The following is a 25373-nucleotide window of genomic DNA, read 5'->3' as shown; positions in this document are numbered from 1 at the left end:
AGTCTGCCTTTTTATTGCATGTTAGGCGGATACTCCACCTTCAGCAACGTTAAGGGAGGTCTTATTTTTATATCATTCCTATTTTATTAACGTCCTCTTTTAAGTCACTGAAAAAATAGATTGTTTGGATCATGTTGAAAAACAATTGTGATTTTGTCCTGGCAGAAGTAAAGTGCACTATTCATTTTATTAAATAAGCCCCGATTGTTCTATATGCCTTATCACTCTACCCCATGTTATATTCTTTCTCCCCCCCGTTTTGATGATTTTCGTCTGATCAGAAAATACCCATTTCGCATCATTATTCTAAATTTGAAAATTTGTATACTTATCCCCAAGGAAAGGGGGAGATGGATCCGGAAACGATAAACAAGTTGTCTGTTGTTTGCCTATTGATTTAACACTCATTTAAAAATCTCGAGGAGGAAATGGATTGAAGAAAAAGATAATCGCGCCCATCACCGCTATGATGATCGCTTCTTCCTGTCTGCCGGTTTTTGCCCATGCTAAAGAAAAAGAGGCTGACCGCACTGTTTCATCTGCACCGAACGTTAAAGAAACAATGAGTCTTAAACAATTTAAGCCAAGCGCTGCTGCTGTTAATTTCAACGTGAATTTTGACGTCCTCGGCATAGCAAATTCAATTCGAGATGCGGTTGTGCAAAATGCGAATCGAAGCGGTTTTGTCAAAAACATGATGGAATCTACCTTTTACGCTGCGGGACAGCGTTATAATGTCATGGTATTTAATTTAAGCCAGGAATACGAAGATCACTTCAATGGAGTCAAATTCTATGGATCCGCCGTTCTGAACGGAGTGGTGTACGGCATCTGGGTGTTTGAAAGCGGAGAATTCACCAACAAAGGCGACGGCGGCTGGGATAACTGGGCTTTCAGAGGCTGGTTTAACAGAGATGGGAAACATGTCACATTTTATAAGCCGTAAAACGCCAAAGAGGTGTGCATTCTTATCAACTGCACACCTTTTCTTATTTTGTTGAAAGCAATTTTAAGGCGTTCTCTTTTCCGCTCAGAAGTCGCCGTACCGCGGACGGTCACCTAAAGGATCTTCGGCGGCTCTCCCCCGCCATCGGTGTGAAAACGCCAGGCGTTTAAGGTCCATCTATCATGGCTGGAAACTGGACCTGAACGAAAGCTGCATCGATAGAGGGCAGGCGGCCTCCAGGAATGCCCTGCCGTCGCCCAGACAGTTGAAATCCATCCGGTTCTTAGATACTCTTACTGTTTTTAACAATAGAGTTTCATTCCAATCATCTTTTAATTGAAATTCGTTTTTTAAGAATTCTACCAGCAGGCAGCAAGTCACACGCCACTGTGATTATAAGCATGTTTGATAAAATTAACAGGGCCTTTAGTCTTTTCATTTCTTCCTCCTTAAGAGCGGCAAGGGGTTGCAACAAGGTCCTTTCTATTGTTGTCAATATCATGTTCTTGATTTTTCCATGAGCGCGATGCCAGTATTGTCGGTGCATCTGCGGACCCCGTCTTGTTTTTTCGGACTTCACCATTTATGCCAGGATTCAAACGTTTTTGATTTATTCCTAGAGACCATAGCGTCATGTCCCACTCCAATAGCCCAGCATTATAACGGAAAATCATTCCAATCTAGAGACTATTTTAACAGATTTGTCTTTATTTCCGGTCTTTAAATAGATCTGGATAATCTATAAAAAAATTAATTTGGAGGAGCTTTCTGGTCAGCGCAATGATATTAAGCCTTTGTTTGATTGTAGAGTGTCATTCAATTCATGGCATAAAGAATCGCTCTAAATCAATTTAACTCTATATTCGAACTGTTACTTTTAAGTGCTTTTTTAGCTGTACGAAATTGCGATCTATAACCCAGTTTTCCTCGTCCAACAAAAAGCTATATCAGCCTGTGCTTGTATACAAGGACCGGAATCGCTCTCACAGCCTTAAAGAAAAATGGAGCCGAGTCATCTTCGGCTCCATTTTTCTAGTAGTCTTCAATTTCTATTAATTCCTCATGTTCCATGTTTATTAAAAAGCCGCGGACTTTGACATGCGAAGGGATTAACGGATGTCTCCGAATCAGGTCGACGCTTTGTTGTATCCCTAGAGCAACGTTTTTTCCCCCATTCAGCCATTCATCCAGATTGCTGAATGGAAATTCTGGATTGCCATGTTGAAAAAGGTAATCGATAGTCTGTAATCTATCGCTTACATGCGGAAAATCCTCAAGATCGATATCAGCCGCCTGTTCATTTTTGGATCGAACAATTAATATTTCCTCGATTTTTTTCTGGAAGACAAGAGTGATGATATCTCTCATTAAATCGCTGTATGGCTGGGAAATGTGAGAAAATACGGTTTTTAAAGTGACCGTTTTTTCCGGCTGAATCGCTGCCGCATGGCAGATTGACTGTTCAAGCTTATCCTCCATCCCGGTAATTAACAACACATTTTTATTTTCTGTTATTTCCATAACTTTCACCTCATTCATCATTTTGTGTTTGTCCAGTTCTCCCAGTTCCCGTGCGAATCGATCGAAGCAAGGATAATCCAGCCGTTTTCCATTTTTCGACGGAAGCGGTGATCCTGTTCAAGCAGCCGTTCGATATGTTCACGGGGCGCTTCAATGACAACAAGCAGCCGGAGAGGCGCATGATAAATCTCTTGATCTGACAGCATGACAGACTGCCAAGGGAGGCCTGCCAGCAAATCACTTGCATTTCCCTGCATAACGCCAAGTCCGGAAGTGACGGTTTGAGTTGCTTTATTTCCGCTTCCATAGTAATGCGGTGCAACGGTTGACGCGTAGTACTGCAGATTGATCCATTGGGCCACCGTCCCCGGCCCTGAAATGATGCCGCTAAGGATGGAACCGTCTTCGTCTTTCCGCCAGTCATAGCTGTGCAGAAAAGCCCTTCCCTCAAGATCGGCCCCCCGTGTAAGCCGGCGTGAGCCGATGATGAATGAAGCGTTTCGGGCCAGTCCCCATTCGGGGCGGACTTCGCTCCAATCTTCGGCGAAGCGCTCAACTTCATGCCGCGGATTTTTATATCCAAGCTGCGGCAACTCCCCTAAGCGTTCGGCCCCGACAGTACGGCTGACATCGGGGAGCGCCGAGTTGATCCGGTCAAACGCTTGTTGAGCTTTAGCCGGGAGTTCAGGTACATAGATCCACTGCAGTTCATCCAATGTTGTGATGTGCTCTGCGGCAGCGAATACCGTATCATCCGGAATAAAGATGCCGTCGGAGCGGAGCCTCTGTCTGACGCTCGGAAGGTTGCATAAAGCGGCAAGGACGCGTGCATTGAAAGCGCCTGATGCGCCTCCGCAGGCGCCGCAGTCCAGTGCCGAGGCATAAGGGTTATTCGTGCTTCTGCTGCCGTGTCCGCAAATGACAACCAGCGGAGCGAACCGGTCTGTAATGCCCATCATCTGTAATGCCTGTCTGGCATAGGCGGCTTTTTCTTCTTCCGTAAATCCGACCGGAATACCGGCGTCAGGAGTTTCCATGCGATCAAGCGAGAGCTTTGCCTGAGGCTTCTTCAGCCATGCCTTTCGCGCTTTCCGGAAAGCTTGCCCGGCTGCGCGGGGGATCAGGCTGCGCGCGGCCATTTGCAGGCTCAGCCAAGGCCCGCTTACTTCGGGAAGCAGCAAGCCCGCCAATAGATTCTGTTTCATCATTTTAAAGGCGGAGCTGAGCGAAACTGCCGCTTTTTGATGTTCTTGATACGATTGAAAACTGGATTCTTCCGCCGTTTCTTTGACTCGATGCTGCGGTTTAAGAATGACCGGCAGAGAGCTGTGGCTGTGTTTGCTGCCAAGTTCGCACGTTTCGATTGCCAGGTTGAAAAAGCCGGCTGTTCCAAACGTTTCAAAAGGTCCTGATTTCTCTAATGCGCGGCGGAACGGCTCTGAACGGACATCTATACAAAATGCGAGCTGGACCAGCACCGGTTCACTTGTTTCAGCAGCGGCCGGTTTGTTTGCCGCGATGAACTTCCTTACCTCAGCGGCGTATGTTTGTTCCCACGCTTCCAGCCAGAGGCGCCTGCACGTTATATCATCAAAGCGGCGGGCGAGTGTTAATCTCGCTTTTTGCTCTGCTGCGGAAAGTTCGAGCCATTCGTCAGACGTGATGCCGCCCCAATGCAGCCAGGCCGCAATCAAAGGAGCGAGCTGCATCTCTTTGCCAGGCTTTGGCTCAGACAGCGGCAAATAAGGTTCGATAAGCATCCACTCCATTGAAAGCCGGACAGCAAGATACTCGAGCAACAGCCTTTCTTCGTCCCGCGACTGCCGGGAACGCCAGAGCATCATTCCAGCCCACCCCGGCAGAGAAAGCAAATGAGCTTCAAAGTATGCCTGAACGTCTCCATCAGAAATACCAAGCGCCCTGAGTGATCTTTTCAAAGCGTCCCGCGGTTCTTCCGGCCACCCATTCAGCCTTTGGCGTTCCGCTCGGGGCAGGGCGGGATCATGTTCAACAAGCTGCCGCCATGCGCTGTAAAACCCTTTTTCACGATGCGGAAGCCGCCATGCCGAATGCGATTCATCAAGGAACAGCTTGCACCATTTAATCACATGATGGTCAAGGAGGTGAGCGGTTTTTTGTCCGGCAAAGACGCTGAGCGGTTTGATAAAGCGTGTTTCCTGATCATCGATTGTCCTGCTGGCCGCTTGCTTGGCAAGCTTCTTGACTTTGGGGGATGACAATAGCTGTTCAGGGATGTCATCCAGTTTAAGCGCGGCTTTGCAAAATGCTTCCGCTGTTTCCCCCGGCATGCCGGGCTGATGTGAATCGAGCCATTCCATCAGCTTTTTTTCAAGAATCGACTCGTCAATTTCTCCCCGTTGTTTTGCAGAGCGGAATATGGAGGACTTGGGATAGATATCAACATGAAGCTGCTGTTTAAGCCGCCGGGCCGTCTGTTCAAATGTTTGTTCTTCAAGCCCCATCCACGGATGGCGCGCGGCAAAGGTTTGAATAGGCCAAAGCGGTGCAATAACCCGTGCTGCCGATTGAACCAATTCATCAATATTAAAGTCAGCGGCCTGATGTTCATATTTGAAGATCAATTGTTTAGACAATGTGGATGTTGCTTTCATGATTGACGACCTCCTTGAGTAAGATATTGGTCAAGATAATTCGGCCGTCCTTCGACCGAATCGGAATGAGGTTCACCCGCTTTCACAAGGCGCAGATAAAGTGCGCCGGACCATGAAAAGCGCTGGCGAACGATAAAGGCGCCGGCCGCACTGCCGGCTAACAAAACGACTGCCGTTAAAATGGCCGCCATTGCAGGCGGCTGCGCCCCCTGTACAACAGCTTCCTTCAGGAGCCCGTGTAAAAGGAAATGAATGATGGCAAACGCGAGAGAAGCCCCCGTTAAAATGAACAGTCCGGCAATTCGCGTGACGTGTCCGGAACTGGCTGTGACAAGCTGTCTCCAAGCAACAAACAGTGACCAGCCTAAAACAAGGGCGCTGATCAATTGATAGCCGGAGTCCGCAGCTGTGACCCAGCTTCCGATTACGAGAGTAATAGCGAAGACGCCGCCTATGATGTTCCAAAAAAGAGCCGGCCTGCCCGGTTTAGATGCGAACGATTCATAACGGCGCACCGCTGATCCGGCTTGCAGGAAAAGGGCGGCTTTGAACAGGCCGTGCAAGATAAGATGAATAACAGCCGCAATATAAGCGCCTAATGCGCATTGGATGAGCATAAAACCCATCTGCGCGACCGTTGAAGCCGCGAGCTGCCGTTTATAGTCTGTTTGGACAATCATCATACCCGTTCCGAGTAGAACTGAAAGGGCGGCGGGAACAAGCAGAATAATCTGCAACCCATCACCGCTGAACATCGGTGCGAAACGGGTCAGCATGACGCCGCCGACATTTACGAGTCCGGCGTGCATGACCGCGGAAACGGGAGTCGGGGCGATCGCCGAATCGAGCAGCCAGCGATGAAACGGCCACTGCGCCGCAGGAATCATCACCGTTACGATGACGAGGAGGCCGATCCCGGTTTTCTCCCATGAGCCGAGCTGTACAAGGCTTTCTTCCGCTACGGCGGATGATAACTGCCAATGCCCCGTCGCGAGAGACAGCCAAAGAGCCGCTGCCGCTATAGCCACCCAGCTGATTGCAAAAATCCGGCCCGCATAAAAAGCGGCATTTTTCGCTGCCTGCCACGCGCTGTTTAAGCCGATTAGCGCAGTCAAGCCGAACAGCGTGATACCCCAGCACAAGAGGAGCCAGCGAAGATCATCGTTAAGCCAGGCGCATGAAGCCCCTCCTGTCGTAAGCGTCAGCAGCAAAAAGAACTTACGGTAGGAGCGGTCGCCGAACAAATACCGGACAGAATAGCGCTGGACGATAAAGCCGATGGTCAAAACGAACAAGGCGATCAGCCAAGCCAGCGAATCCAAGCGCCAAGGAGCTGCAGCGTAACCGGGATTCGCGGTCATCAATGCCGCCAGCGCGGAGAGCGGAGGCAGGGCAATGATCTTGGCGTGAATCCGTACATATGGCAATGGAACCTTTCGATTCAGCACGAGCAGTGCGCTGAACAAACAGAGCGCAAGCGACGCGAAAAATATTTTCAGCCAAAATAAAGAATCCAGCAGATCAAACACCCGGCATCCCTCCGTCGGCATGATGGAAAAGTACATACTGTTTCATGTCTTGCCTTCCTTTCTGAAAACGTAAAAAAGCCGGTATATTCAGGAATGGCCTATTTCTGCCAATTTTTCTGAATGATACCGGCTTATCTTTAACTCATGTTCATGCTTTAAAGATCTTCCGTTTTTCTATGATAATTTTTTTTGCAGGTCGTTTGCCAATTTAAACACCATGACCCGCTCGCCTGTGCGCGTGCTGATGTCCGTATGAAAGCTGATCGTCTCTTCACCGGTCAGCTCCTTCACCAAGCGGTACAGGTGTTCCATACCCGATTCTACCAAGCCGGAGCGGGTTCTTTTAATTGACAGCAGGCCTTCTTTTGAACTGCAAAGTTCGTACTCGGCGGGCGTCAAAATCCCGTTCAAGGAAACGATGATCATATTTCTGAGAATATCTGTTTTGACAGACACGGATCCCCGTCCCAAGTAGTCTTTTTCCCATTGGGTTAAGGCTTTGCTGATCTCAGCCTCCAAAGACCCCTTCGTCACTTTCTGCTTTTCCAATGTTATATCCTCCTAAAAAACGGTATATTTCTTTTCCTTATACAAATAGGGAAAATGAAATATACCGTCCTATCAAAATGTTAATGTCATGCATGTAAAGAATGCTTTTTCACGCGGCCATAATGGCATTATAGCCGAATGCTAAAGCTCTTTTGCATGAGATTACGATTATTGATTTTACGGGGTTATTTTTTAATATCATAGCTTTTAAAATTTATCATGTCAATACCGTATTGTTTTTGTATGAAAAAAAGAAAAATTCAGAAAACAGACGAACTGCTATTTCGGAGCTGAGGAGAGCTATATTTTCTAGCAAGGTTTTAAAGAGAGCGGTTTAATGGCCGCTCTCTTTTTGTTTGAAATTATATTGTGGTCTTGAACATACAGGGCGGATGAGCAGAATCACCAGCCTTGAACAATCGTATCTTTATAAATCGAATGTTGTTTTTAATCCAACGCGGCCTTTTCACTTTATCGAGGCTTAATTAGCATAATACTCCCTCTCTCCCTTTCATAACATTTGTTTTCAGAATTAGGGTTATGTGAACAAATCTTTTGAGCAGAATTACATAACGTTCCCCTACTATCAAGTGTATAGTGACATAATTATTTACGTTCAACCTAAAGCAACAGAATTCTGACACTTGGATTTTCTGTACCTTCTTACAAGAAAAGTGATGAGTGGCTCGGCTCCGTTTCTTAGGTCCTCTATATACACACTCGGTTGACCACTTTAGCGTCCGTGAAGTGAAAGGAATAGCCAGGCTCTAATAAGTATAGAAACGACGCATAGAGCATGGCTATCCTGAGGAATTCGAGCTGAAATTCTGACAGTTGTCGGCCGATCAATAGGAAAGATCCTACTAATTGCCAAACATCACTTAATCTGATTCAAATAGTTTATCCCCTTCTTCGAGATAAACCATCGATTAGCTCTGCTTTTGTCCTCGATTTCTTCTTTCCCTCTTACGAGTCCTTTCTTGGCAAGTGTTGTGCATGCTGAGCGACTAAAATTATGATATCTTAATTCGGCTTTTGAATTGACTAGGATTTCTCGCTGCTCATAGGATAAATTCAAATTGTTTGCTATCTCCGGATAAAGCTCCCTTATTAGCGCTCCCTCATTCCCTCTCTCCTTTAACAATGTAAGAATTTCCAACCTAAACTTTGATGCTGGTGGTAGCATGCCTTTTTTGAATTTTTGTCGGCAAGTCACTTTAAATTCCTCTTTTACTGTATACACGCCGAAGTATATCAGAAAGGAGTCTCGAAAAAAGGGACCTTGCTATCAACAGTATTTTCCAGACGGCCGACTTGTTACAAGATATCTTTAGAATTCCGCGACACTTCGATGTTTGGTTCAAAAATCACGGATTTTTTCCCCGGCAACGCCGCAAAATACCCTGCAAGAATCGTGAGGGCCCTAGCCAAAAGAAGCCGACGCTTGGTGTTTTCGTATCGAGATGCCTGTTGCTTACCTTGCAGTCGTCGCCCTGGGCAATGTTTGCCCCAAAAAAAGCTGCACTACTATTTCGGAACTGAGGAGTGCTTAAATTAAAGAGAGTGGTTTAATCGCCACTCAATTCCGGAAAGGATTATCTCAAATTTAAAAAGAGAGGGAAACCCTCTCTAATCATTATAGAGTATTATAATCCCAGTAAACATCGACATTAACTGTTGCACCGGCTTCGCAATCGTTATTTTTTGCTTCAACGTATAGTTCCTTACCAGATATATCACGTAAAGGCGATATGGCTGACTTTAGCAATCGTGGCGTTGGCTTTTGATACCAAATGTTTCGTTGTTTATCAGCCGCATTCAAACCTTGTTCCAATTCGTGTTCGAGGAAAGCTTGTGAAATAAATCCGTTGTGATTAGGTTCTCCCAGGATTGAACCGATCATTTCAACACCTCACTTCCCCAAAAAAACATGACAAAAGTAATGACCAATAATGAGTTTACCACTATACGAAAAATGATTGGTGAATAAATCCTGTCTATCCAAGAAAATGAATCTCATTGATCAGGTCTAAATGCATGAACCGAATGTTATTAAGTAAGGTCTTCCTGTGCCCGGTTTGTTCTGAAGTTTTGCCGAGAAAATTGGCGGTCTAAAGGATCCGACACTGATACTCCCTGGCCACTTATAAACGATAAAGTGACTTTATTCTATTCCAACAATATCATCCAACTGTATAATATGCTTTTCATCCGTAAGGCTCATGATACGCAACTCCCCTTCTAGGCATCAACATAGTGGATATGTCCAGTGAGCTCTTTTCTCTTTCCTCTCTGATGAAAGAGGAATTGTAAAGATTTGTTTTATCCCAGGATCAAAACTTTTGGGAATGGACAATCTATTCAGAGAAGACTATTATAGTTTTTTCAATCTAACGATTAGATGCCCCCTAAGATAGATGTTTTTTAAAATTTAATGCTTTCCAGAATAATTACAGTATATTTCAAGGACCTTTATATTGCGGTCCAGCAGATTAGTTTACAGCTGCTTGAATGGTGAGTGGGGTATGATTTAAAGAATATCCTGTATCTCAAAATGAAAAGGATATATCTCCCCACCTGGACTGATCTGGATAATGTTATGATTAATTTACATATATAATCAATTTTGGGTGAACGTTGTAAATTGAAACTCTTTTTTGTAAAATGAGAATTAAGAGCCACAATATCGGTTTTAATTTTCTAAATATTTAAAACAATAAGAGAGGAAGAATGTTAACATGGTGGAGACGAAAATAGCCCCTGAAAAAATGGCAAAAATGCTAAATCAATGGTATGGCATGATTAAACGTCATCAAACCGCAGAAGCGGCTGCTTTAAAAGAGGAGATCCGTAGTTTGCTACCTCATATGGATGAAAATCAGGATCTTCTTATTTATTTCAACCTCTTAGATTTTCGCTACAAGGTGTTAACAGAAGAAAAACTTGAGGAAGCTGATAAAGCCTATTGTATCATCAAGGGTATTGGCGAAGAAAACACTGATAATATGATCGTTTATTATTCGTTGTTTTTCTCAGGTGTATATGAGTTTTACAAAAAGAACTACGTTGAAGCTATATGCTTTTATCAACTGGCCGAAGCAAAACTTCGTAATATCCCCGACCAAATAGAACATGCAGAATTCCATTATAAAATTGCTGAAGCATATTATCAGATAGACCAACATCTTATTTCTATAAGCCATGCATTAAAAGCAAGAAGCATTTTTCGAGAACATGAAGAATATAAGCACAGATCGATTAAATGTGAAATGATTCTTGGAGCTAACATGTATGATATGTATAGATTTTCCCAAGCGGAAGAGCACTATCAAAAAGCTTTGAATGAAGCCAAAAGCTCAGGATTTCCAAAGGAAGTTGGCATAGTTTATCATAATCTCGGTTTAATATATGATAGAAAAAATATACCTAAACTAGCTGAAGAATACTTTATAAAAGCTATTCACATTAAAGAGCACTTAGAATCAATAAATGGTGTTAGAAGTTTATATATGATAGCAAGTGTTCTTTACAGAAATAATCAAGTTGCCGAAGCAAGGAGTTGGTATGATAAGGGCCTTGAAAAGGCAGAATCGTTAAAAGAAAAGGAATACGAAGCAAAACTAAAGCTGATCCATGCTTTATATGATTGTCATAATGATTCTTTAATAAATGAAGCTTTACAATACCTTGAACAAAAAAATCTATGGCCAGATACATCAGAACTTAATGAACAAATTGCGGAATATTATTTAAAACAAGGAAATTTAATCAAGGCTGTTGAATACTATAAAAGAGCATTAAAAGCAAAAAATCAAATTATGAAAGTAATGGAGGCGTTAGCATGAAAAAACTAAGTATCATCGGAATTTTAAGCATCCTTACAATCACTTTTGCTTTTGTCCCTCTTGAAAAAGCGATTACTGGCGGAACATCAGGTTTTCAAGTAGCTGAAAAAGCAATCACATAAACACATTGGAGCGATATCTAAATGAATAAAAGTTACTCTCGTTTAGCGACAAATTCTTTAAAACATTAATGCAAAAATGTATTATATGGACAAAAGAGCGGGTATCTTCAAATTTCCCGCTCTTTTTTGTGCAATTACCTATATAGGCTCACTTCCGTATGCAATTACCATATGGCTTTGCACTTCAAGCTTAGCTTCTGCAAACCCGCCTCAAATTTGGTTAATTCAATTCCTAGCGACTTTGCATACGAATCATTCTCTACTTGCTTATAAATTTGTTCGCGGTATTCTTCATAGATTTGATACTCGTTAATTTTCTTTTTCACCATCCCCAGCCTCCTTTGATATTCACAAATCCTAATCGGTATGATCAAAAAATCAATTGCACCAAAATCATATAGACAACAGTTCCACCTGCTATAGAAAGGAGCATATTCTTCTTCCAAAAGTGAAGCAGCACAACTGCAGACGCCCCAATCAATTCAGGGACGCCGTGACTTCCAGAAAGTAAACTCACATCTTTAAAGCAATAAATAACTAGAAGCCCAATTACTGCCGACGGCAGCACTTTACCGAGATACTGTACATATTTCGGTGTCGGTTTGCCCGATGGGAAAATCATAAATGGAAGGAACCGTGTCAGCATTGTTCCAAGCACTACCATAGCAATTGTGATGATTTGCTGCGTTACACTCATTGTCATGCGGCAACCTCAACTTTCTCCAATGGTTTTCTAAAAGCGGTAAGTACCCCCAGAATCGCAAGCATCGCAGGAATCATGAAGTTGTTTCCGCCGAAAATCATCAGGCTGGCAGCTGAAATTCCAAGCCCTGTGAGAGCGCTATAGTGCCGTTTCTCTTTCATCCACTGTTCAACGAAAATCACAACAAAAAGAGCCGTCATCACAAAATCGAGCCCTTCTGTGTTGAACTTGACAAGAGATCCAAAAGTGCCGCCAATCGCTGCTCCTATCACCCAATAGAAATGATTGAGCAGTGTCACGAAAAACATAAACCAGCCCTTGTCTACATTCTTCGGAACATTAACGGTACAATTGATAGAAAAAGACTCATCGCACATCCCGTAAATCAGATAAAACTTTTTCTTGCCGGTTCCCCTATACTTATCCAGCATGGAAATGCCATAAAAAAGGTGTCGTGCGTTCACCATTAAAGTTAAAAAAAGAGCATTCATCGGGTTGAACGCCCCAAGCAATAAATTGGCTGCGACAAACTCCATTGACCCCGCAAAAATTGCAAAGCTCATGATGATTGGATAAATGGCGCTGAACCCTAATGAATTCATATAGATCCCATAGGCAATCCCCAAAAAGACAAAGCCCGCCAAAATAGGAACTGTATATGGAAAAGCCGCGCGACATGCAATCCATATTTGATTTCTTTTTTTCATATGATCCACATCCTCAGCTGCTAACTTAATTCCATACAAATTTAACACACGAAATCCATACAATAAATAAGATAATTGTATGGATTACAATAAAATAAATGCCTCCATTTGGATGAAATGGAGGCTGATAAAAAATGAACTTCCTTTTTGAAACCATACAATAAATGATATGATTGTATGGAATACGATATAAGAGGTGCAGTATGCCAGTAAATTCATTTGACAATTATCCAATGTCTTGGAAACCTGATAAGAAAGCATTAAAGCGTCCTTACTATTATTCGATTGCGGAGTTGCTTGAACAGGATATCATAAACGGCTTCTTGGCACCCGGGACAAAGCTGCCTCCGCAACGGGAATTGGCAGATTTTCTCGATTTGAACTTTACCACGATTACCCGTGCCTACAAACTGTGCGAGTTTAAAGATTGATTTATGCAGTCACCGGAAGCGGCACCTTTGTTTCTCCTAATGCTGCCCGTTCTATTACCATTTCCGCAGATAACACCACAAACCTTATTGATCTTGGATTTGTAGCCTCTTTTGAGCAAACCAACGGCATCGTAGCCGAGGTTGCGCAAAAGGTTGCGGAGAAAAACTACTTAGAGAAGCTATTGAATTACAATGATCCGACAGGTATTCCGCATCAAAAAACGGCAGGGCTAAACTGGATGGAATCCTTCGGTATTCACGCAGACCAAGAGCATATAGCGATTGTTTCCGGCGCTCAAAATGCGTTGGCCATTGCGTTGATCTCCTTGTTTGAGCCCGGAAATCGCATTGCAACCGACTTATATACTTTTTCAAACTTTATTGAGTTGGCAAAGATGTTCCATATACAGTTAGTCCCCATTCCCGGAGACCAGTTTGGAATGCTGCCGGACGAGCTGGAAAAGCAGTGCTGCCAAACAAAAATTCACGGGATTTTTCTGATCCCCTCTTGCTCTAATCCGACCACAATCATGATTTCAGATTTTCGAAAGCATGAATTGGCGGCGATCATCCGCAAGCATCATTTAATTTTGATCGAGGATGACATCCATGCATTTCTGACGGCAGGCATTGTCTCCGATTATCGGCAGCCGATGTTCAATTTGCTTTCGGAACAGAGCGTTTATATTTGCAGCACCTCTAAGTCTTTATGCTCCGGATTAAGAGTCGCCTACATGGTCTATGGGGATGCCTTCCGCAAGAATATGTTACAGAGCATTTTTAACGTCAATGTCAAAACGTCTTCTTTAGATGCCGAGGTCATCACGGAGCTGATTTTATCAGGCAAGGCTCATGAAATTGTTTCGCAAAAGAAACAGCTTGCACAGTCTGCTAATGATCTTTATAAAGAATATTTTCCAGCGGGTCAGCCCGGTGAACATCCTCTCAGTTTTTACCGCTGGCTTTCTATTGAAGAGGATGTTGATTCATCACAGTTAGAAGTGGATTTGAAGATGCGCGGTATTCGTGTTTTTCATTCTGACCGTTTCCTCAGCGGGCAGACGACACGTGAAAAATATTTGCGCATTGCGCTTTCTTCTACAAACTCATTAGATGAGCTGAAACTGGGGTTGGACATACTAAAACAGTATCTCGGCTGATTCAGATGGATTAAGTAATCAGACACGACTAAAGTAAGATTTAGTTGTGTTTTTTTATTCCCGCTCCTGCCGCTTGTTCAGGCGCTTCCCCTGCTTGTCATACAGGAAATTGATTCTTTTTTATTGATGCTTTTGGTACAATTGGATTGGTGCTTCCAGTGTCCGGTTAATGCGAAGAAATGCAGATCAACGACAGATATACATAGTGAAACAGGAGGAAGATAGTATGGGGAGATCGAGTCAAAAGAAGCAGTTTGAAAGGCGATTTAAGAACGAAGTGGTTGAGGTGGCCGCAGTCACCGGTCCATCCGGTATTGGAGCATGGAGAGCGAACGACGATGAAATGTGGAATGCCTCCATTCCGTTGATTGCCTGGAAAGAGCTCAGCGGCAGCAAGTCTGCTGTTCAGGAAGAGCTGCAGTTGGAATGGCTTGCCGATGATGACGAATGGCAAAAAACGAAAGATATATTGGAAGCGAATGCCGTTGTCAGACTGTATGTTCGTATGGGAGATCAGGCCATGACGCTTGTAAAGGTTGTAGATTCGGCCTATCAGGACGACGAATTGCAAAGTATTTTGAAGGAATCGCTGGAGCCGGTATATTACGAGGACGAGAAATTGGGCACCTTTGCGCTGTTCAAGTCGGTCAATGTGTTTGAGAAGGACATCACCTGGGCCGGACAACATGGAAAGCTCTACTTTGACTGGGATGAAGACGATCGGCAGATGAAGGCTTCGCTGGAAACCGCACATATTTTATTTCAAGACCAAGCGCATTGGAATGCGAAAATACGGGCTTACGCTGCCGAAGAATTGGTCGAACTGGCCAACGACTGGCTGCAGGATAATGATGAAGCGGAGGTTGACGAGATCACCAAGGAGATGTTTATCGCGCTTATGGAATTGAGCAGTATCAGTGTGTATCCTGAGGGAGACTTTGAAGTATTCTTTGATGACGGTGATATGTTTTGGGGACACTCGATCATTGTTAGCGGCAATCGAAACGGTACGTTTGAATCAGCTGAAATTGCCGGATAAAGCGGGACGTCCACTCATCTTTTTGGAAAGTCATCATTCGTAAAAATGTTAGCCGCTTTCCTGAAATGATAAAAAGGGTGATGTTTAAGCATCACCCTTTTTAAGCCGCTGCAACTTTTTACATAGATTCCGAAGCTCTGCATATACTTATTTCTGCAAGAAACCAGCGTATAGCTTTTCTGATTGATGCCAGCCCTTGAGCGCCTACTTCAGTAGCCTTTCTTCTTGTAAAAACCCGCGGGCCACTTCTTCTGCAGGTTTGCCTTTAACGTTCACCTGATAATTCATTTCACGCATCTTGCGATCAGATATTTTTCCGGCCAGTTTATTTAATGCCTGTTCTATTTCAGGATATTTTTGCAGGGTTTCTTTTCTCAGCAAAGGTGCGCCCTGATATGGAGGAAATACATGTTTGTCATCTTTCAAAACAGACAAGTTATACTGTTCTAATTCACTGTCCGTTGAATAAGCATCTACCACCTGAATATCGCCTGTTTTGATTGCGTTGTACCGAAGCTTCGGCTCCATCGTGGCGACATTTGAAAATGTAATTCCATAAGTATTCTGGATACCGCGGTATCCATCTTCGCGGTCTGCAAACTCGAGTGTAAAACCGGCTTTGATGTTTTCCTGATGTTTTTTTAAGTCCGAAATCGTTTTTAAATGGTATTTTAGGGCCAGCTGTTTTGGTACTGCCAATGCATAAGTATTGTTATACGCCATCGGCTTTAACAACGTCATGTCAAATGTTTTGAGCATTCCTTTTCTTGCTTGTTCATAGACCTGTTTTTGATCTGTACTGACAGGAGTTTCTTTTAAAAACTCAGAGATTGCGGTGCCAGTAAATTCGGGATAAACATCTATGTCCCCTGATTTTAATGCTTGAAACACAAATGAAGTCTTGCCAAACCCCGGTTTTACTTCTACGTGTAAATCGGTATCTTCTTCAATCAAAAGCTTGTACATATTGATTAATATGTCAGGCTCAGAACCAAGTTTGCCCGCGATGACGATATGTTTGCCTCCCTGTCCGTAAGAAAATGACAAGGCCAAGATGATAATGGTCGCGGCTGCAAATCCCCCAATGCCGACTAATAATTTCTTAAATGACAGCTTTTCAAAGCTGCGGAGCAGAAAATCAAAAATGATGGCCAGGATGGCCGCCGGTATCGCTCCAAGTACAATGAGTTCAGTATTATTTCGGTCAATCCCAAGAAGAATGATATCACCTAAGCCTCCGGCGCCGATAAGGGCCGCCAGTGTTGCGGTGCCGACAATTAATACCATAGCCGTTCTTATGCCTGCCATGATAACCGGCATAGCCAAAGGAAGCTCTACCTTGATCAGCCTTTTTTGACTGTTCATCCCCATTGCTCTTGCCGCCTCTAGCAAAGATGGATCAATCTCTTTAATTCCTGTATATGTGTTTCTTAAAATCGGAAGCAATGCATAGACAATAAGCGCTATAATCGCAGGTACTTTCCCGATACCAACGATGGGAATCAGAAGGCCGAGAAGGGCCAGCGAGGGAATGGTTTGCAAAACGGCCGTTACCCCGATGATGCCTTCCGCTATTTTTGGCTTTCTCGTCAAATAAATACCGAGGGGAATCGATATCACAACTGCAAAAAAGAGTGCGATAAGTGAAATTTGAATGTGTTCCAGCAATGCATTTATCAATTGTCCTTTTCTTTCTGCTAAATCATGAAAAAAATTATTCATTCGCGCTGCCTCTCTTTTGCATGTGATGAGCCAGATATTGGATGATGCCTTTTCTGTCGATAGCCCCTATAATCTGGCCGTCGCGTTCTGCAAAGATGTGGTCATGATGTTCCAATTTACTCAAAACCTCTTGCAATGAAGTTGATACAGGCACTGTCTCAAAAGACCCCTCTTCCGTATATTCCATTTGCCGGACGATTTTTTCGAGATTCAGCCTCTCGTCGGTCAATCTTTCCTGCCCCCCAACGAAATCTTTTACAAAATCATTGGCGGGATGCATCAAAATTTCATCAGGTGTACCGATTTGCACAATTTCACCCTGATTCATAATGCAGATCCGGTCCCCCAGCTTTAAGGCTTCCTGCATATCATGAGTCACAAATACAATCGTTTTGTTTATGCTTTGTTGCAAATCCAGAAGATCATCCTGTAATTTCTCTCTTGTTATTGGATCAAGAGCGCTAAACGGTTCATCCATTAAAACCATTTCGGGGTCAGCAGCCAAGGCCCGTATCACGCCAATTCTTTGCTGCTGGCCTCCTGAAAGCTCATCAGGCCTTCTTTTGCGATATATGTCAGGTTTCAATCCGACCATTTCTAAAAGCTCGTCGACCCGCTGTTTCGTTTTTTCCCGGCTCCATTTTTTCAGTTCCGGAACGACTGCTATGTTTTCCTCGATACTCATATTCGGAAAAAGAGCGATTTGCTGAAGGACGTAGCCGATGTTCCACCGCAATTCATGAATATCATATTCGCTTATTTTTTGATCATTAATAAAAATCGTACCGTCAGACAGCTCGATTAAACGATTGATCATTTTTAGTACCGTTGTTTTTCCGCTGCCGCTGGGACCGATAATGACAAAGAATTCTCCTTTTTTGATGACTGCATTAAATGATTTCACAGCATAAGTTCCGGTTGTGTATTGCTTTGATACATTTTTGAATGTAATCATAAGTCACTTCCTATCATGTTCTAATCATAAATCCTGCGGGGGTGATGAGCTGACATCGCTTAATATGCTTGCAAGCTTCGGCATAGAATTCGCTTTGGTCTATCTCTTGCCCATTATAAATTATTTTTTGTCCTACTATTTTTGTATAAAATAAATAATATGTCTAGCCTTTTTTTCTGAACGCGTTCTTAATACTGTCTCTTTTAGACATGAATAAAAAACGTCGATGTATCTCAATTTATTGCCGGGAGTGTTCTGCTGACATTACAAACTTATAGGGATACGTTACAATGCTTGATTGGCTGAGGTTGGCATTGCAGGCGCGAAATCAGTGTGACAGTTATCGGCTATACATCGAGGACATTGTTGAGAAGGAAAAGGTCTATTTGATGTTGTTTTCCCGCTGGATGACATGTCACCCTTGTTTGAGCATGAAAATATCTGTTCATACTGGATGTGAACGTTCAGAAAAAAGGAGGCTTGCTTTATGTCAGGACCGTCTTTAAACAAATTGGGCGCCCATAGATCGATCCATGATGGTGCCGTAACCGAAGGAAGAGATTTGATGGAAGTATTGGAACGTGTTTATCGTGAAAAACACGAAAAACACGCCATGATTGCAGCGAAGGCTCTTCTGGATCATTGGGAAACTCGTACAATTGCACACGCCGACTCGGAAGAAGAAGGATTGTACAAGAGAAAACTTGAAGATAATCCAGATATCTCCCATACATTGAGCATGCTCAAGCGTGACCATGATTTGCTTCGCATTCTTGTAAGCGAGATTAAAGAACTGCTGGATGGACAGGGAGTAACTGATGACGTGCTCGACCGCTTTAAAGCGATCTATGTTCTGGTTCAAATACATAATCGGGATGAAGAGGCCCATTTGCTGGATCATCATTAAGCATTTGGGAAACCATCCTCAAATTCAGCCACTTTGGATTATGCCGAAGTGGCTTTTTGATCTGCAAAAAACTAATTTTTCCGCTCCATATATTTCAGTGCTTTTTTCGGATTCATTTTTCGATATACGATATACTTCCGCGACAGATATTCTAAAGGCAGACTCCATACATGGACTAATCTCGTATACGGCCAAACAGCAAATAACACAAATGCTGCCAAAATGTGAAGTTGAAACCCCAGCGGTGCATCCATCACTAAATATGGTGAAGGCTGAAAACTCAAAACTCCCCTGAACCATGGGCCTATGGTTGCCCGATAATCAAACTCTCCTCCGGTTGCCGTATAGCCGACAGTATTCGTAAATCCAACAACCGTCACAACTCCGATGAGGAGTAGTACATACAGATCTTTCTTTGAGCTGTTCCTCCTTACCCTTTTGCTTTTAAGCCGGCGTACTGTCAACAATGCTCCGCCAACAACCATCATTACTCCAGCGGCTCCTCCGAACCATATGGCGCCAAAATGATACATCTGTTCAGTAATGCCGACAACATCATAAAATCCTTTAGGAATCAACACCCCTGCCACATGTCCGAAGAAAACAAAAATGACACCATAATGAAACAGTGTACTCCCCCATTTTAATAAATGATCCTTTTGGATAAATTCGCTTGATTGAGCTGACCATCCGAACTGATCTGTATTATAACGATGGATGTGACCGACAACAAAAATCGTCAATGATAAATAGGGAATGATCACCCATAAGAAATAATCTAATTCCGTCATAATGATCCCTCCAATTTGATTTAGCCTGCATGATGACCCAGGTCGTTTTCATTAGATGGCAAATATGCCGCAATGGCTGTTAAACAGGCCTTTAATAAAAAGCCATACGGATTATCCTCTTTTTCAAGTTCTGTCAGTAATTGATCGATTGCTTTTTTGTGAATTAAAAACACTTTTTGAACAAAGTCTTTATCAGCAATGGAGGCAAACTCTAAAATAAGGGGTAAATAGTCAGGCAATTCATCGTTTTTAATGTAAAACCCGGCTTTTGCAAACTCCATTTTCAGTTTTACAAAAGCCAGCCCGCGCTCTCTATTCTCTCCAAATCTTCCATGGGTTAAATAAAGGGTTTTTTGTTCGCTAAAGTCGAACCATCGAACATAATTCTCGCACAATATTTTGTAAGGGGTTTCATTCGCATAGGCCAAAAACTGACGGAGACAGTGTTTCATTCCTTTGTTTGCGATCTCATCCACAAGCTCGTCCGCTTCTTCCGATTCAGTCCATTCTTTTTCCGGATATCTCAAGAATAATGAACAAAGCTTAAACACGAGTCTATTTTCTTCCATACATTGCATTTCCATTTAGATCACTCCAATATTCTTCACTGAATGCGTATAAATCTTCATATTTTTCAGTGCCTAAACTGCAGCCTGAGCAGCCTTCCATAAAGTCGTAGCCTGCTGAACCTTGACCGGAATACATATTGCCGGCCTCTTCCCGATGAGATTTTGGAATGACATAACGATCATTGTATTTCGCTATCGCGGATAACTCATACAATTCTACGGCTGTTTCTTCCGTTAAACCGGCATCTTTAAGGATGGCTTGATCAAATGATTGCTTTAGGTTAACGCTTCTCATATAACTCCTCATGGCAACCATTTTCTTTAACACCCGTTCAATTACTTTTGTATCCCCTGCGGACATTAGATTTGCAAGATATTGGATGGGGATTCGGAATTGCTTGATCGTCGGAAAAATGATTTTTGGATCTAATGTATCAATTTGACCGCCGAATGTATTGGTAATAGGGCTCAAAGGCGGAATGTACCATACCATCGGCAAGGTTCTGTATTCAGGATGCAGAGGCAATGCCACCTTATATTCGACTGCAAGCTTATATACGGGGGACGCTTGGGCTGCTTCTATCCAATCTTCCGGAATCCCGTCTTTTTTTGCCTGCCTCACGACTTCTGGATCTTTTGGGTCCAAAAAAAGATCTACATGTGATTCATATAAATCCTGTGGATTTTCAACAGATGCCGCTTCTTCTATTTTATCTGCGTCATAAAGCACAATGCCGATATAGCGCAAGCGCCCGACACACGTTTCAGAACAAACTGTTGGCTGGCCATTTTCAATACGCGGAAAACAAAACGTGCACTTTTCAGCTTTATTTGTCTTCCAGTTAAAATAAACTTTCTTATACGGACAGCCTGACATACAAAAACGCCAGCTGCGGCATGAATCCTCATCAACAAGCACGATACCGTCTTCATCCCGCTTGTAAATAGCTCCCGACGGACAAGATGAAAGGCATGATGGATTGATGCAATGTTCGCAGATTCTCGGCAAATACATCATAAATGCTTGTTCATACTCTTGAATGACTTGTTCATCAACATTGTGCATGTTCGGGTCTTTTTGAGCCGTTTCATAAACACCTGCAAGATCGTCTTCCCAGTTCGGCCCCCATTTTAAATCGATGTATTCGCCGGTAAGCTGGGAGATAGGCCTTGCCACCGGCTGATGTTTTTTCTGCGGACTTTTGATTAAATTTTCGTAATCATAGGTCCAAGGCTCATAATAATCATCAATTCGAGTTAAATCAGGGTTGTAAAAAATATTCAGCAGCTTTTTGGCGCGGCCGCCGGCTTTCAGTTCGATCTTCCCGTTTTTTAACTCCCAGCCTCCGCGTTGGGTTTCTTGGTTTTCCCATTCTCTCGGGTATCCGACACCCGGTTTTGTTTCAACATTGTTCCACCACATATACTCGGCGCCTGTACGATTTGTCCACGTATTATTACATGTCACACTGCACGTATGGCAGCCGATACATTTGTCAAGGTTCATTACCATGCCAAATTGCGCCTTAATCTTCAAGCCAATCCACCTCGTTTCGTTCTAATTTCCGAATAACGACTTGTTCATCTCTCTGGTTTCCGGTCGGACCATAGTAATTAAATCCGTAGCTAAGCTGGGCGTATCCCCCTATCATTTGCGTCGGCTTAACGTGAATCCTTGTCGGGCTATTAAAAGTCCCTCCGCGTTCTTTCGTTATTTTTGACCCGGGAACGTTAATCGTTCTGTCCTGAACATGATACATAAATGCTACCCCTCTCGGTAATCGATGGCTGACAACAGCCCTGGCGACGACGACACCGTTGCGGTTGTACATTTCAAGCCAATCATTATCACGTATACCCACAGTTGCCGCATCTTTATTATTCATCCACACATGCGGTCCGCCCCGGAACAGCGTAAGCATCGGCAATGTGTCATAGTATGTGCTATGGTATGACCATTTAAAATGCGGCGTTAAATAGCGCAGTTTGATCTCCTGTGTTGTTGATGCGGGCTGACCATCTTTATTATAGAAAGCAGCTTTTCTTAAAGGCGCTTTAAAAGTCGGCAGATCTTCCCCGAATTCCTGCATGATTTCATGGTCAAGGAAAAAGTGCTGCCTGCCGGTTAATGTGCGGAATGGAATAAGCCGTTCTATATTTGTCGTAAAAGGTGAGTAACGGCGATTTCCTGTTTCAGTACCGCTATATACCGGAGATGATAATACTTTTCTCGGCTGGGCGGAAATTTCATCAAATGAGATATGCTCTTCTGCACGTTCAATGGCCAGATCCTTTAGTTTTTGTCCCGTTTTCTTTTCCAATGTATCCCAAGCTTTCATCGCGAGCGAACCGTTTGTCGTACTGGATAATGTCAGGATAGCCTCTGCAGCGTTTCGGTCTGCTGAGATGTCGGGGCAATCTTTATATTCTTTTGTACTTTTCGCCGTGCCTAATATATCTTTTAATTCGTCATACTCCTCTTTGGCATCCCAGCTTAGCCCCTTTGCTCCGATTTTTTCCCGTATATTCGGTCCCAGCGCAATGAATTTATCGTATACTTTGGTAAATTGTCTTTCCACGACATGAATGCGTGGAAAATTCTCTCCAGGAACAGGTTCGCTTTCACCCTTTTTCCAATCGGGGATCAATCCTAAAGCCTGTGACGTCTCATCCGGCGTATCATGAAGAAGTGGTGTGGCCACAATATCTTTTACTATCTCCGGAAGGTATTTTTCAGCTAAAGTTTGAAATGTTTTGGCCAACTTTTTAAATGTATCCCAATCAGACCGGCTTTCCCATGGAGGTGTAATCGCCGGATTGAATGGGTGAATAAAAGGATGCATATCGGTTGAGCTGATATCATACTTTTCGTACCAGGTTGCAGCCGGCAAGACAATATCGGAATACAATCCTGTGCCAGACATCCGAAAATCCAGATTGATTAATAAATCGAGCTTTCCTTCTTGTGCAACCGATGTTGCATCTACCTCTTCTGTGTGCAGGGATTGATCTTGGTCTCCTAAAATGCTTGAATGTGTACCGAGCAGGTGTTTTAGGAAGTATTCATGCCCCTTTGCAGAACTTCCAATTAAATTCCCGCGCCATACAAATAACGTTTTTGGAAAATTAACGGGATTGCTCGGCTCTTCAATTGCAAATTTCATTTGGCCATTTTTAATTTGATCCACAACATACTTCACGGCTTCATCGTTACTGGCTGCCTTCGCCTCTTCATATAATCTAATGGGGTTTTTATTAAACTGCGGATAGGAAGGAAGCCATCCCAATCTTGCGGCGAGCACATTATAATCTCCAAGATGATGGTATCTGGGCTTGTCGACTAACGGTGAAATTAAATCTGAAGACTTTTGGTCTTCATACCGCCACTGCTCTGTGACGAAATAAAAGAAAGAGGTTCCATTTTGTAAACGCGGCGGGCCTCCCCAGTCACGAGCCATCGCGACAGTTTGCCATCCTTCAAGGGGCCGCACTTTTTCCTGGCCGACATAATGTGCCCAGCCACCGCCGTTTACTCCCTGTGAGCCCGTTAGCAAAACAAGGTTAAGGATCGCCCTGTAAATGGTGTCGGAATGATACCAATGATTGATGCCCGACCCCATAATAATCATCGAACGTCCTTTGCTATCAACAGCATTTTGAGCGAATTCTCTTGCGATTTGAGCGACGAGCTTGCGGTCGATACCTGTTATTTGTTCCTGCCATGCGGGAGTGTATGGTGTGGGATCATCATAATCTTTTGGATAATCACCAGGCAAACCGCGATTTACGCCTGTTTGCGCCAGCATGAGATCAAACACTGTAGTGACATAAACGGTTTCGCTATTTTGTTGAATTGCCTTGACTGGTACTCCGCGTGGCATAATTTGCTTTTGTTCTTGGCCGAAGTAAGGAAACTGAAGCAGTACGGTTTTGTCTTCTATTCCTAGAAAGGTGAGTGCAGGCTCAAGATCTCCGAGCTGATTTTCAGTATCTTTCAGGTGTAAATTCCACTCTCCCCCTTCCGACCAGCGGTGGCCCATGGTTCCATTAGGAGCAGCGTATTGATTTGAATTTTTATCAAATACAATGGTTTTCCATTCTGCCTTGGTTACGTTCATCCCCAGATCGCTTGCGCGTAAAAATCGATCTGTTTTATAGTGGTTGCCATGTTTCTTTAATGTGATTAAAAAAGGCAAATCAGTATATTTTTTTATATAATCCTCAAAATACGGCGTTTTTTTATCAACATAAAATTCCTTGAGAACGATATGTGTCATTGCCATCGCTAGCGCTGCATCCATACCTGGACTAATGTTTAACCAATGGTCGGCAAACTTCACAAACTCAGCATAGTCCGGACTTATAGAAACCACTTTTGTACCGTTGTACCTTGCCTCTACGTAGAAATGCGCATCAGGAGTTCTCGTTTGCGGCAAATTAGAGCCCCAAACTAATATGTAGCTTGAATTATACCAGTCAGAGCTTTCAGGAACATCTGTTTGTTCGCCCCACACCTGCGGTGATGCTGGCGGCAGATCGGCATACCAATCGTAAAAGCTGAGAAGCGGTGCGCCAATTAAGTTTAAAAACCTGGCGCCGCCCGCATAACTAACCATGGACATCGCCGGAATCGGAGAAAAACCAATAATGCGATCAGGGCCATATGTTTTAATTGTATACATCAATTGAGAAGCAATCATCATGTTGACTTCGTCCCAGTTTCCCCTGACAAATCCGCCTTTGCCGCGGGCTGACTTGTATGTCTTCTGCAAATCTGGATTTTCAGAAATGATTTTCCATGCCTCTACAGGGTCGTTTGCTTGTTGCACCGCTTCCCTCCAGACCTTCAACAATGCACTTCTCACATACGGGTAGCGGACACGGATGGGACTGTATGTATACCATGAGAAACTTGCACCGCGCGGACATCCTCTCGGTTCATATTCCGGCATATTCGGCCCTGTCGTCGGATAGTCTGTTTGTTGTGTTTCCCAAGTAATGATTCCGTCTTTCACATGGACTTTCCAGCTGCACGAACCGGTGCAATTCACGCCATGGGTGGTGCGAACCACTTTATCATGCTGCCATCTTTTTCGGTAGTATTTCTCAGATTCGCGGTCTGCGGCAGATAGAGTGCTGTGAGTGTTGAGATCAGTGGTGCGTCCAAAAAAAGTCAGCTTTTTAAGCAATGGGGACATTTTTTTCTTCATGATGATACTCCCTTTCGATTGTTTTACTAAGCCC

General features: G+C 43.5%; 19 protein-coding genes and 2 pseudogenes. 6 read left to right on the top strand and 15 right to left on the bottom strand.

Annotation, left to right across the window (positions count from 1 at the left end):
- The first annotated feature begins 433 nt into the window (after positions 1 to 433).
- Positions 434 to 946 carry a hypothetical protein gene (locus tag BTR1S_RS06025; RefSeq protein WP_006637087.1) on the top strand — a complete coding sequence of 171 codons (513 nt, stop codon included), beginning with the start codon at positions 434 to 436 and terminating at the stop codon, positions 944 to 946.
- A 1032-nt stretch (positions 947 to 1978) separates the two neighbouring features.
- Here the strand turns inward: BTR1S_RS06025 and BTR1S_RS06015 are convergent.
- The 6 genes and pseudogenes from BTR1S_RS06015 to BTR1S_RS22425 form a co-directional block, all read right to left on the bottom strand.
- Positions 1979 to 2467, bottom strand: coding sequence for a carbonic anhydrase (locus BTR1S_RS06015; protein ID WP_206702743.1), 489 nt, complete (start codon positions 2465 to 2467; stop codon positions 1979 to 1981).
- Between the two features lie 17 nt (positions 2468 to 2484).
- Positions 2485 to 5100 carry a DUF2309 domain-containing protein gene (locus BTR1S_RS06010; protein ID WP_029418848.1) on the bottom strand — a complete coding sequence of 872 codons (2616 nt, stop codon included), beginning with the start codon at positions 5098 to 5100 and terminating at the stop codon, positions 2485 to 2487.
- Complete coding sequence (locus BTR1S_RS06005) at positions 5097 to 6629, bottom strand: NADH dehydrogenase subunit 5 (protein ID WP_029418847.1); 1533 nt, start codon at positions 6627 to 6629, stop codon at positions 5097 to 5099. Before BTR1S_RS06005 ends, BTR1S_RS06010 begins: the two co-directional genes overlap by 4 nt.
- Positions 6630 to 6803: 174 nt before the next feature.
- Positions 6804 to 7178: a Na-translocating system protein MpsC family protein gene (locus tag BTR1S_RS06000; RefSeq protein ID WP_029418846.1), complete on the bottom strand. Its 375-nt coding sequence runs from the start codon at positions 7176 to 7178 to the stop codon at positions 6804 to 6806.
- Between the two features lie 877 nt (positions 7179 to 8055).
- Complete coding sequence (locus BTR1S_RS23560; RefSeq protein ID WP_369692093.1) at positions 8056 to 8364, bottom strand: winged helix-turn-helix domain-containing protein; 309 nt, start codon at positions 8362 to 8364, stop codon at positions 8056 to 8058.
- Between the two features lie 562 nt (positions 8365 to 8926).
- Positions 8927 to 9060 (bottom strand): annotated as a pseudogene (locus BTR1S_RS22425) (T7SS effector LXG polymorphic toxin); the annotation flags it as partial.
- An 856-nt stretch (positions 9061 to 9916) separates the two neighbouring features.
- Between BTR1S_RS22425 and BTR1S_RS05985 the strand changes: the two are divergent.
- Positions 9917 to 11023 (top strand): response regulator aspartate phosphatase, encoded by a 1107-nt coding sequence (locus tag BTR1S_RS05985; RefSeq protein WP_006637095.1) that lies wholly within the window; start codon positions 9917 to 9919, stop codon positions 11021 to 11023.
- A complete protein-coding gene (locus BTR1S_RS23105; protein WP_255131212.1) occupies positions 11020 to 11145 on the top strand; it encodes a hypothetical protein in 126 nt (41 codons plus the stop codon). Before BTR1S_RS05985 ends, BTR1S_RS23105 begins: the two co-directional genes overlap by 4 nt.
- Before the next feature lie 164 nt (positions 11146 to 11309).
- Here the strand turns inward: BTR1S_RS23105 and BTR1S_RS22420 are convergent, their stop codons facing one another.
- Genes BTR1S_RS22420 through azlC form a run of 3 tightly spaced genes read right to left on the bottom strand, consistent with a single transcriptional unit; the run spans position 11310 to position 12555 of the window.
- Positions 11310 to 11471, bottom strand: coding sequence for a hypothetical protein (locus tag BTR1S_RS22420; RefSeq protein WP_155910117.1), 162 nt, complete (start codon positions 11469 to 11471; stop codon positions 11310 to 11312).
- A 44-nt stretch (positions 11472 to 11515) separates the two neighbouring features.
- A complete protein-coding gene (locus BTR1S_RS05980) occupies positions 11516 to 11848 on the bottom strand; it encodes a branched-chain amino acid transporter permease (RefSeq protein ID WP_029418843.1) in 333 nt (110 codons plus the stop codon).
- Positions 11845 to 12555: an azaleucine resistance protein AzlC gene (azlC, locus tag BTR1S_RS05975; RefSeq protein ID WP_006637098.1), complete on the bottom strand. Its 711-nt coding sequence runs from the start codon at positions 12553 to 12555 to the stop codon at positions 11845 to 11847. Before azlC ends, BTR1S_RS05980 begins: the two co-directional genes overlap by 4 nt.
- 203 nt (positions 12556 to 12758) lie before the next feature.
- Here azlC and BTR1S_RS05970 point away from each other — a divergent pair.
- A pseudogene (locus BTR1S_RS05970) lies at positions 12759 to 14146 on the top strand (aminotransferase-like domain-containing protein).
- A 226-nt stretch (positions 14147 to 14372) separates the two neighbouring features.
- Positions 14373 to 15185: a DUF2262 domain-containing protein gene (locus BTR1S_RS05965; protein WP_006637100.1), complete on the top strand. Its 813-nt coding sequence runs from the start codon at positions 14373 to 14375 to the stop codon at positions 15183 to 15185.
- A gap of 204 nt (positions 15186 to 15389) precedes the next feature.
- Here the strand turns inward: BTR1S_RS05965 and opuFB are convergent, their stop codons facing one another.
- Together opuFB and BTR1S_RS05955 are read right to left on the bottom strand one after the other, a co-directional pair.
- Positions 15390 to 16907, bottom strand: coding sequence for an osmoprotectant update ABC transporter permease/substrate-binding subunit OpuFB (gene opuFB / locus BTR1S_RS05960; RefSeq protein WP_006637101.1), 1518 nt, complete (start codon positions 16905 to 16907; stop codon positions 15390 to 15392).
- The gene (locus BTR1S_RS05955) at positions 16900 to 17862 is read right to left on the bottom strand and encodes an ABC transporter ATP-binding protein (protein ID WP_006637102.1); all 963 of its coding nucleotides are present in this window, start codon (positions 17860 to 17862) and stop codon (positions 16900 to 16902) included. The genes opuFB and BTR1S_RS05955 overlap by 8 nt, the downstream gene beginning before the upstream one ends.
- Positions 17863 to 18349: 487 nt before the next feature.
- Between BTR1S_RS05955 and BTR1S_RS05950 the strand changes: the two genes are divergently transcribed.
- Positions 18350 to 18769, top strand: coding sequence for a hemerythrin domain-containing protein (locus BTR1S_RS05950; protein ID WP_006637103.1), 420 nt, complete (start codon positions 18350 to 18352; stop codon positions 18767 to 18769).
- Between the two features lie 71 nt (positions 18770 to 18840).
- Here BTR1S_RS05950 and narI read toward each other — a convergent pair whose 3' ends face one another.
- From narI to BTR1S_RS05930, 4 genes are read right to left on the bottom strand one after another with little or no spacing between them, the layout of a single operon-like run.
- Positions 18841 to 19560 carry a respiratory nitrate reductase subunit gamma gene (gene narI, locus BTR1S_RS05945; RefSeq protein ID WP_006637104.1) on the bottom strand — a complete coding sequence of 240 codons (720 nt, stop codon included), beginning with the start codon at positions 19558 to 19560 and terminating at the stop codon, positions 18841 to 18843.
- 20 nt (positions 19561 to 19580) lie between these two features.
- Positions 19581 to 20129: a nitrate reductase molybdenum cofactor assembly chaperone gene (narJ, locus tag BTR1S_RS05940; RefSeq protein ID WP_029418842.1), complete on the bottom strand. Its 549-nt coding sequence runs from the start codon at positions 20127 to 20129 to the stop codon at positions 19581 to 19583.
- Positions 20116 to 21666 carry a nitrate reductase subunit beta gene (gene narH / locus BTR1S_RS05935; RefSeq protein ID WP_029418841.1) on the bottom strand — a complete coding sequence of 517 codons (1551 nt, stop codon included), beginning with the start codon at positions 21664 to 21666 and terminating at the stop codon, positions 20116 to 20118. The genes narJ and narH overlap by 14 nt, the downstream gene beginning before the upstream one ends.
- Complete coding sequence (locus BTR1S_RS05930; RefSeq protein WP_029418840.1) at positions 21656 to 25339, bottom strand: nitrate reductase subunit alpha; 3684 nt, start codon at positions 25337 to 25339, stop codon at positions 21656 to 21658. Before BTR1S_RS05930 ends, narH begins: the two co-directional genes overlap by 11 nt.
- Positions 25340 to 25373 lie beyond the last annotated feature (34 nt).

This window comes from Bacillus sonorensis NBRC 101234 = KCTC 13918, from assembly GCF_001592005.1.
GTDB lineage: Bacteria > Bacillota > Bacilli > Bacillales > Bacillaceae > Bacillus > Bacillus sonorensis.
Note: the sequence above shows the minus strand (reverse complement) of the source record. Positions and strands in the feature narration are given on the sequence as shown.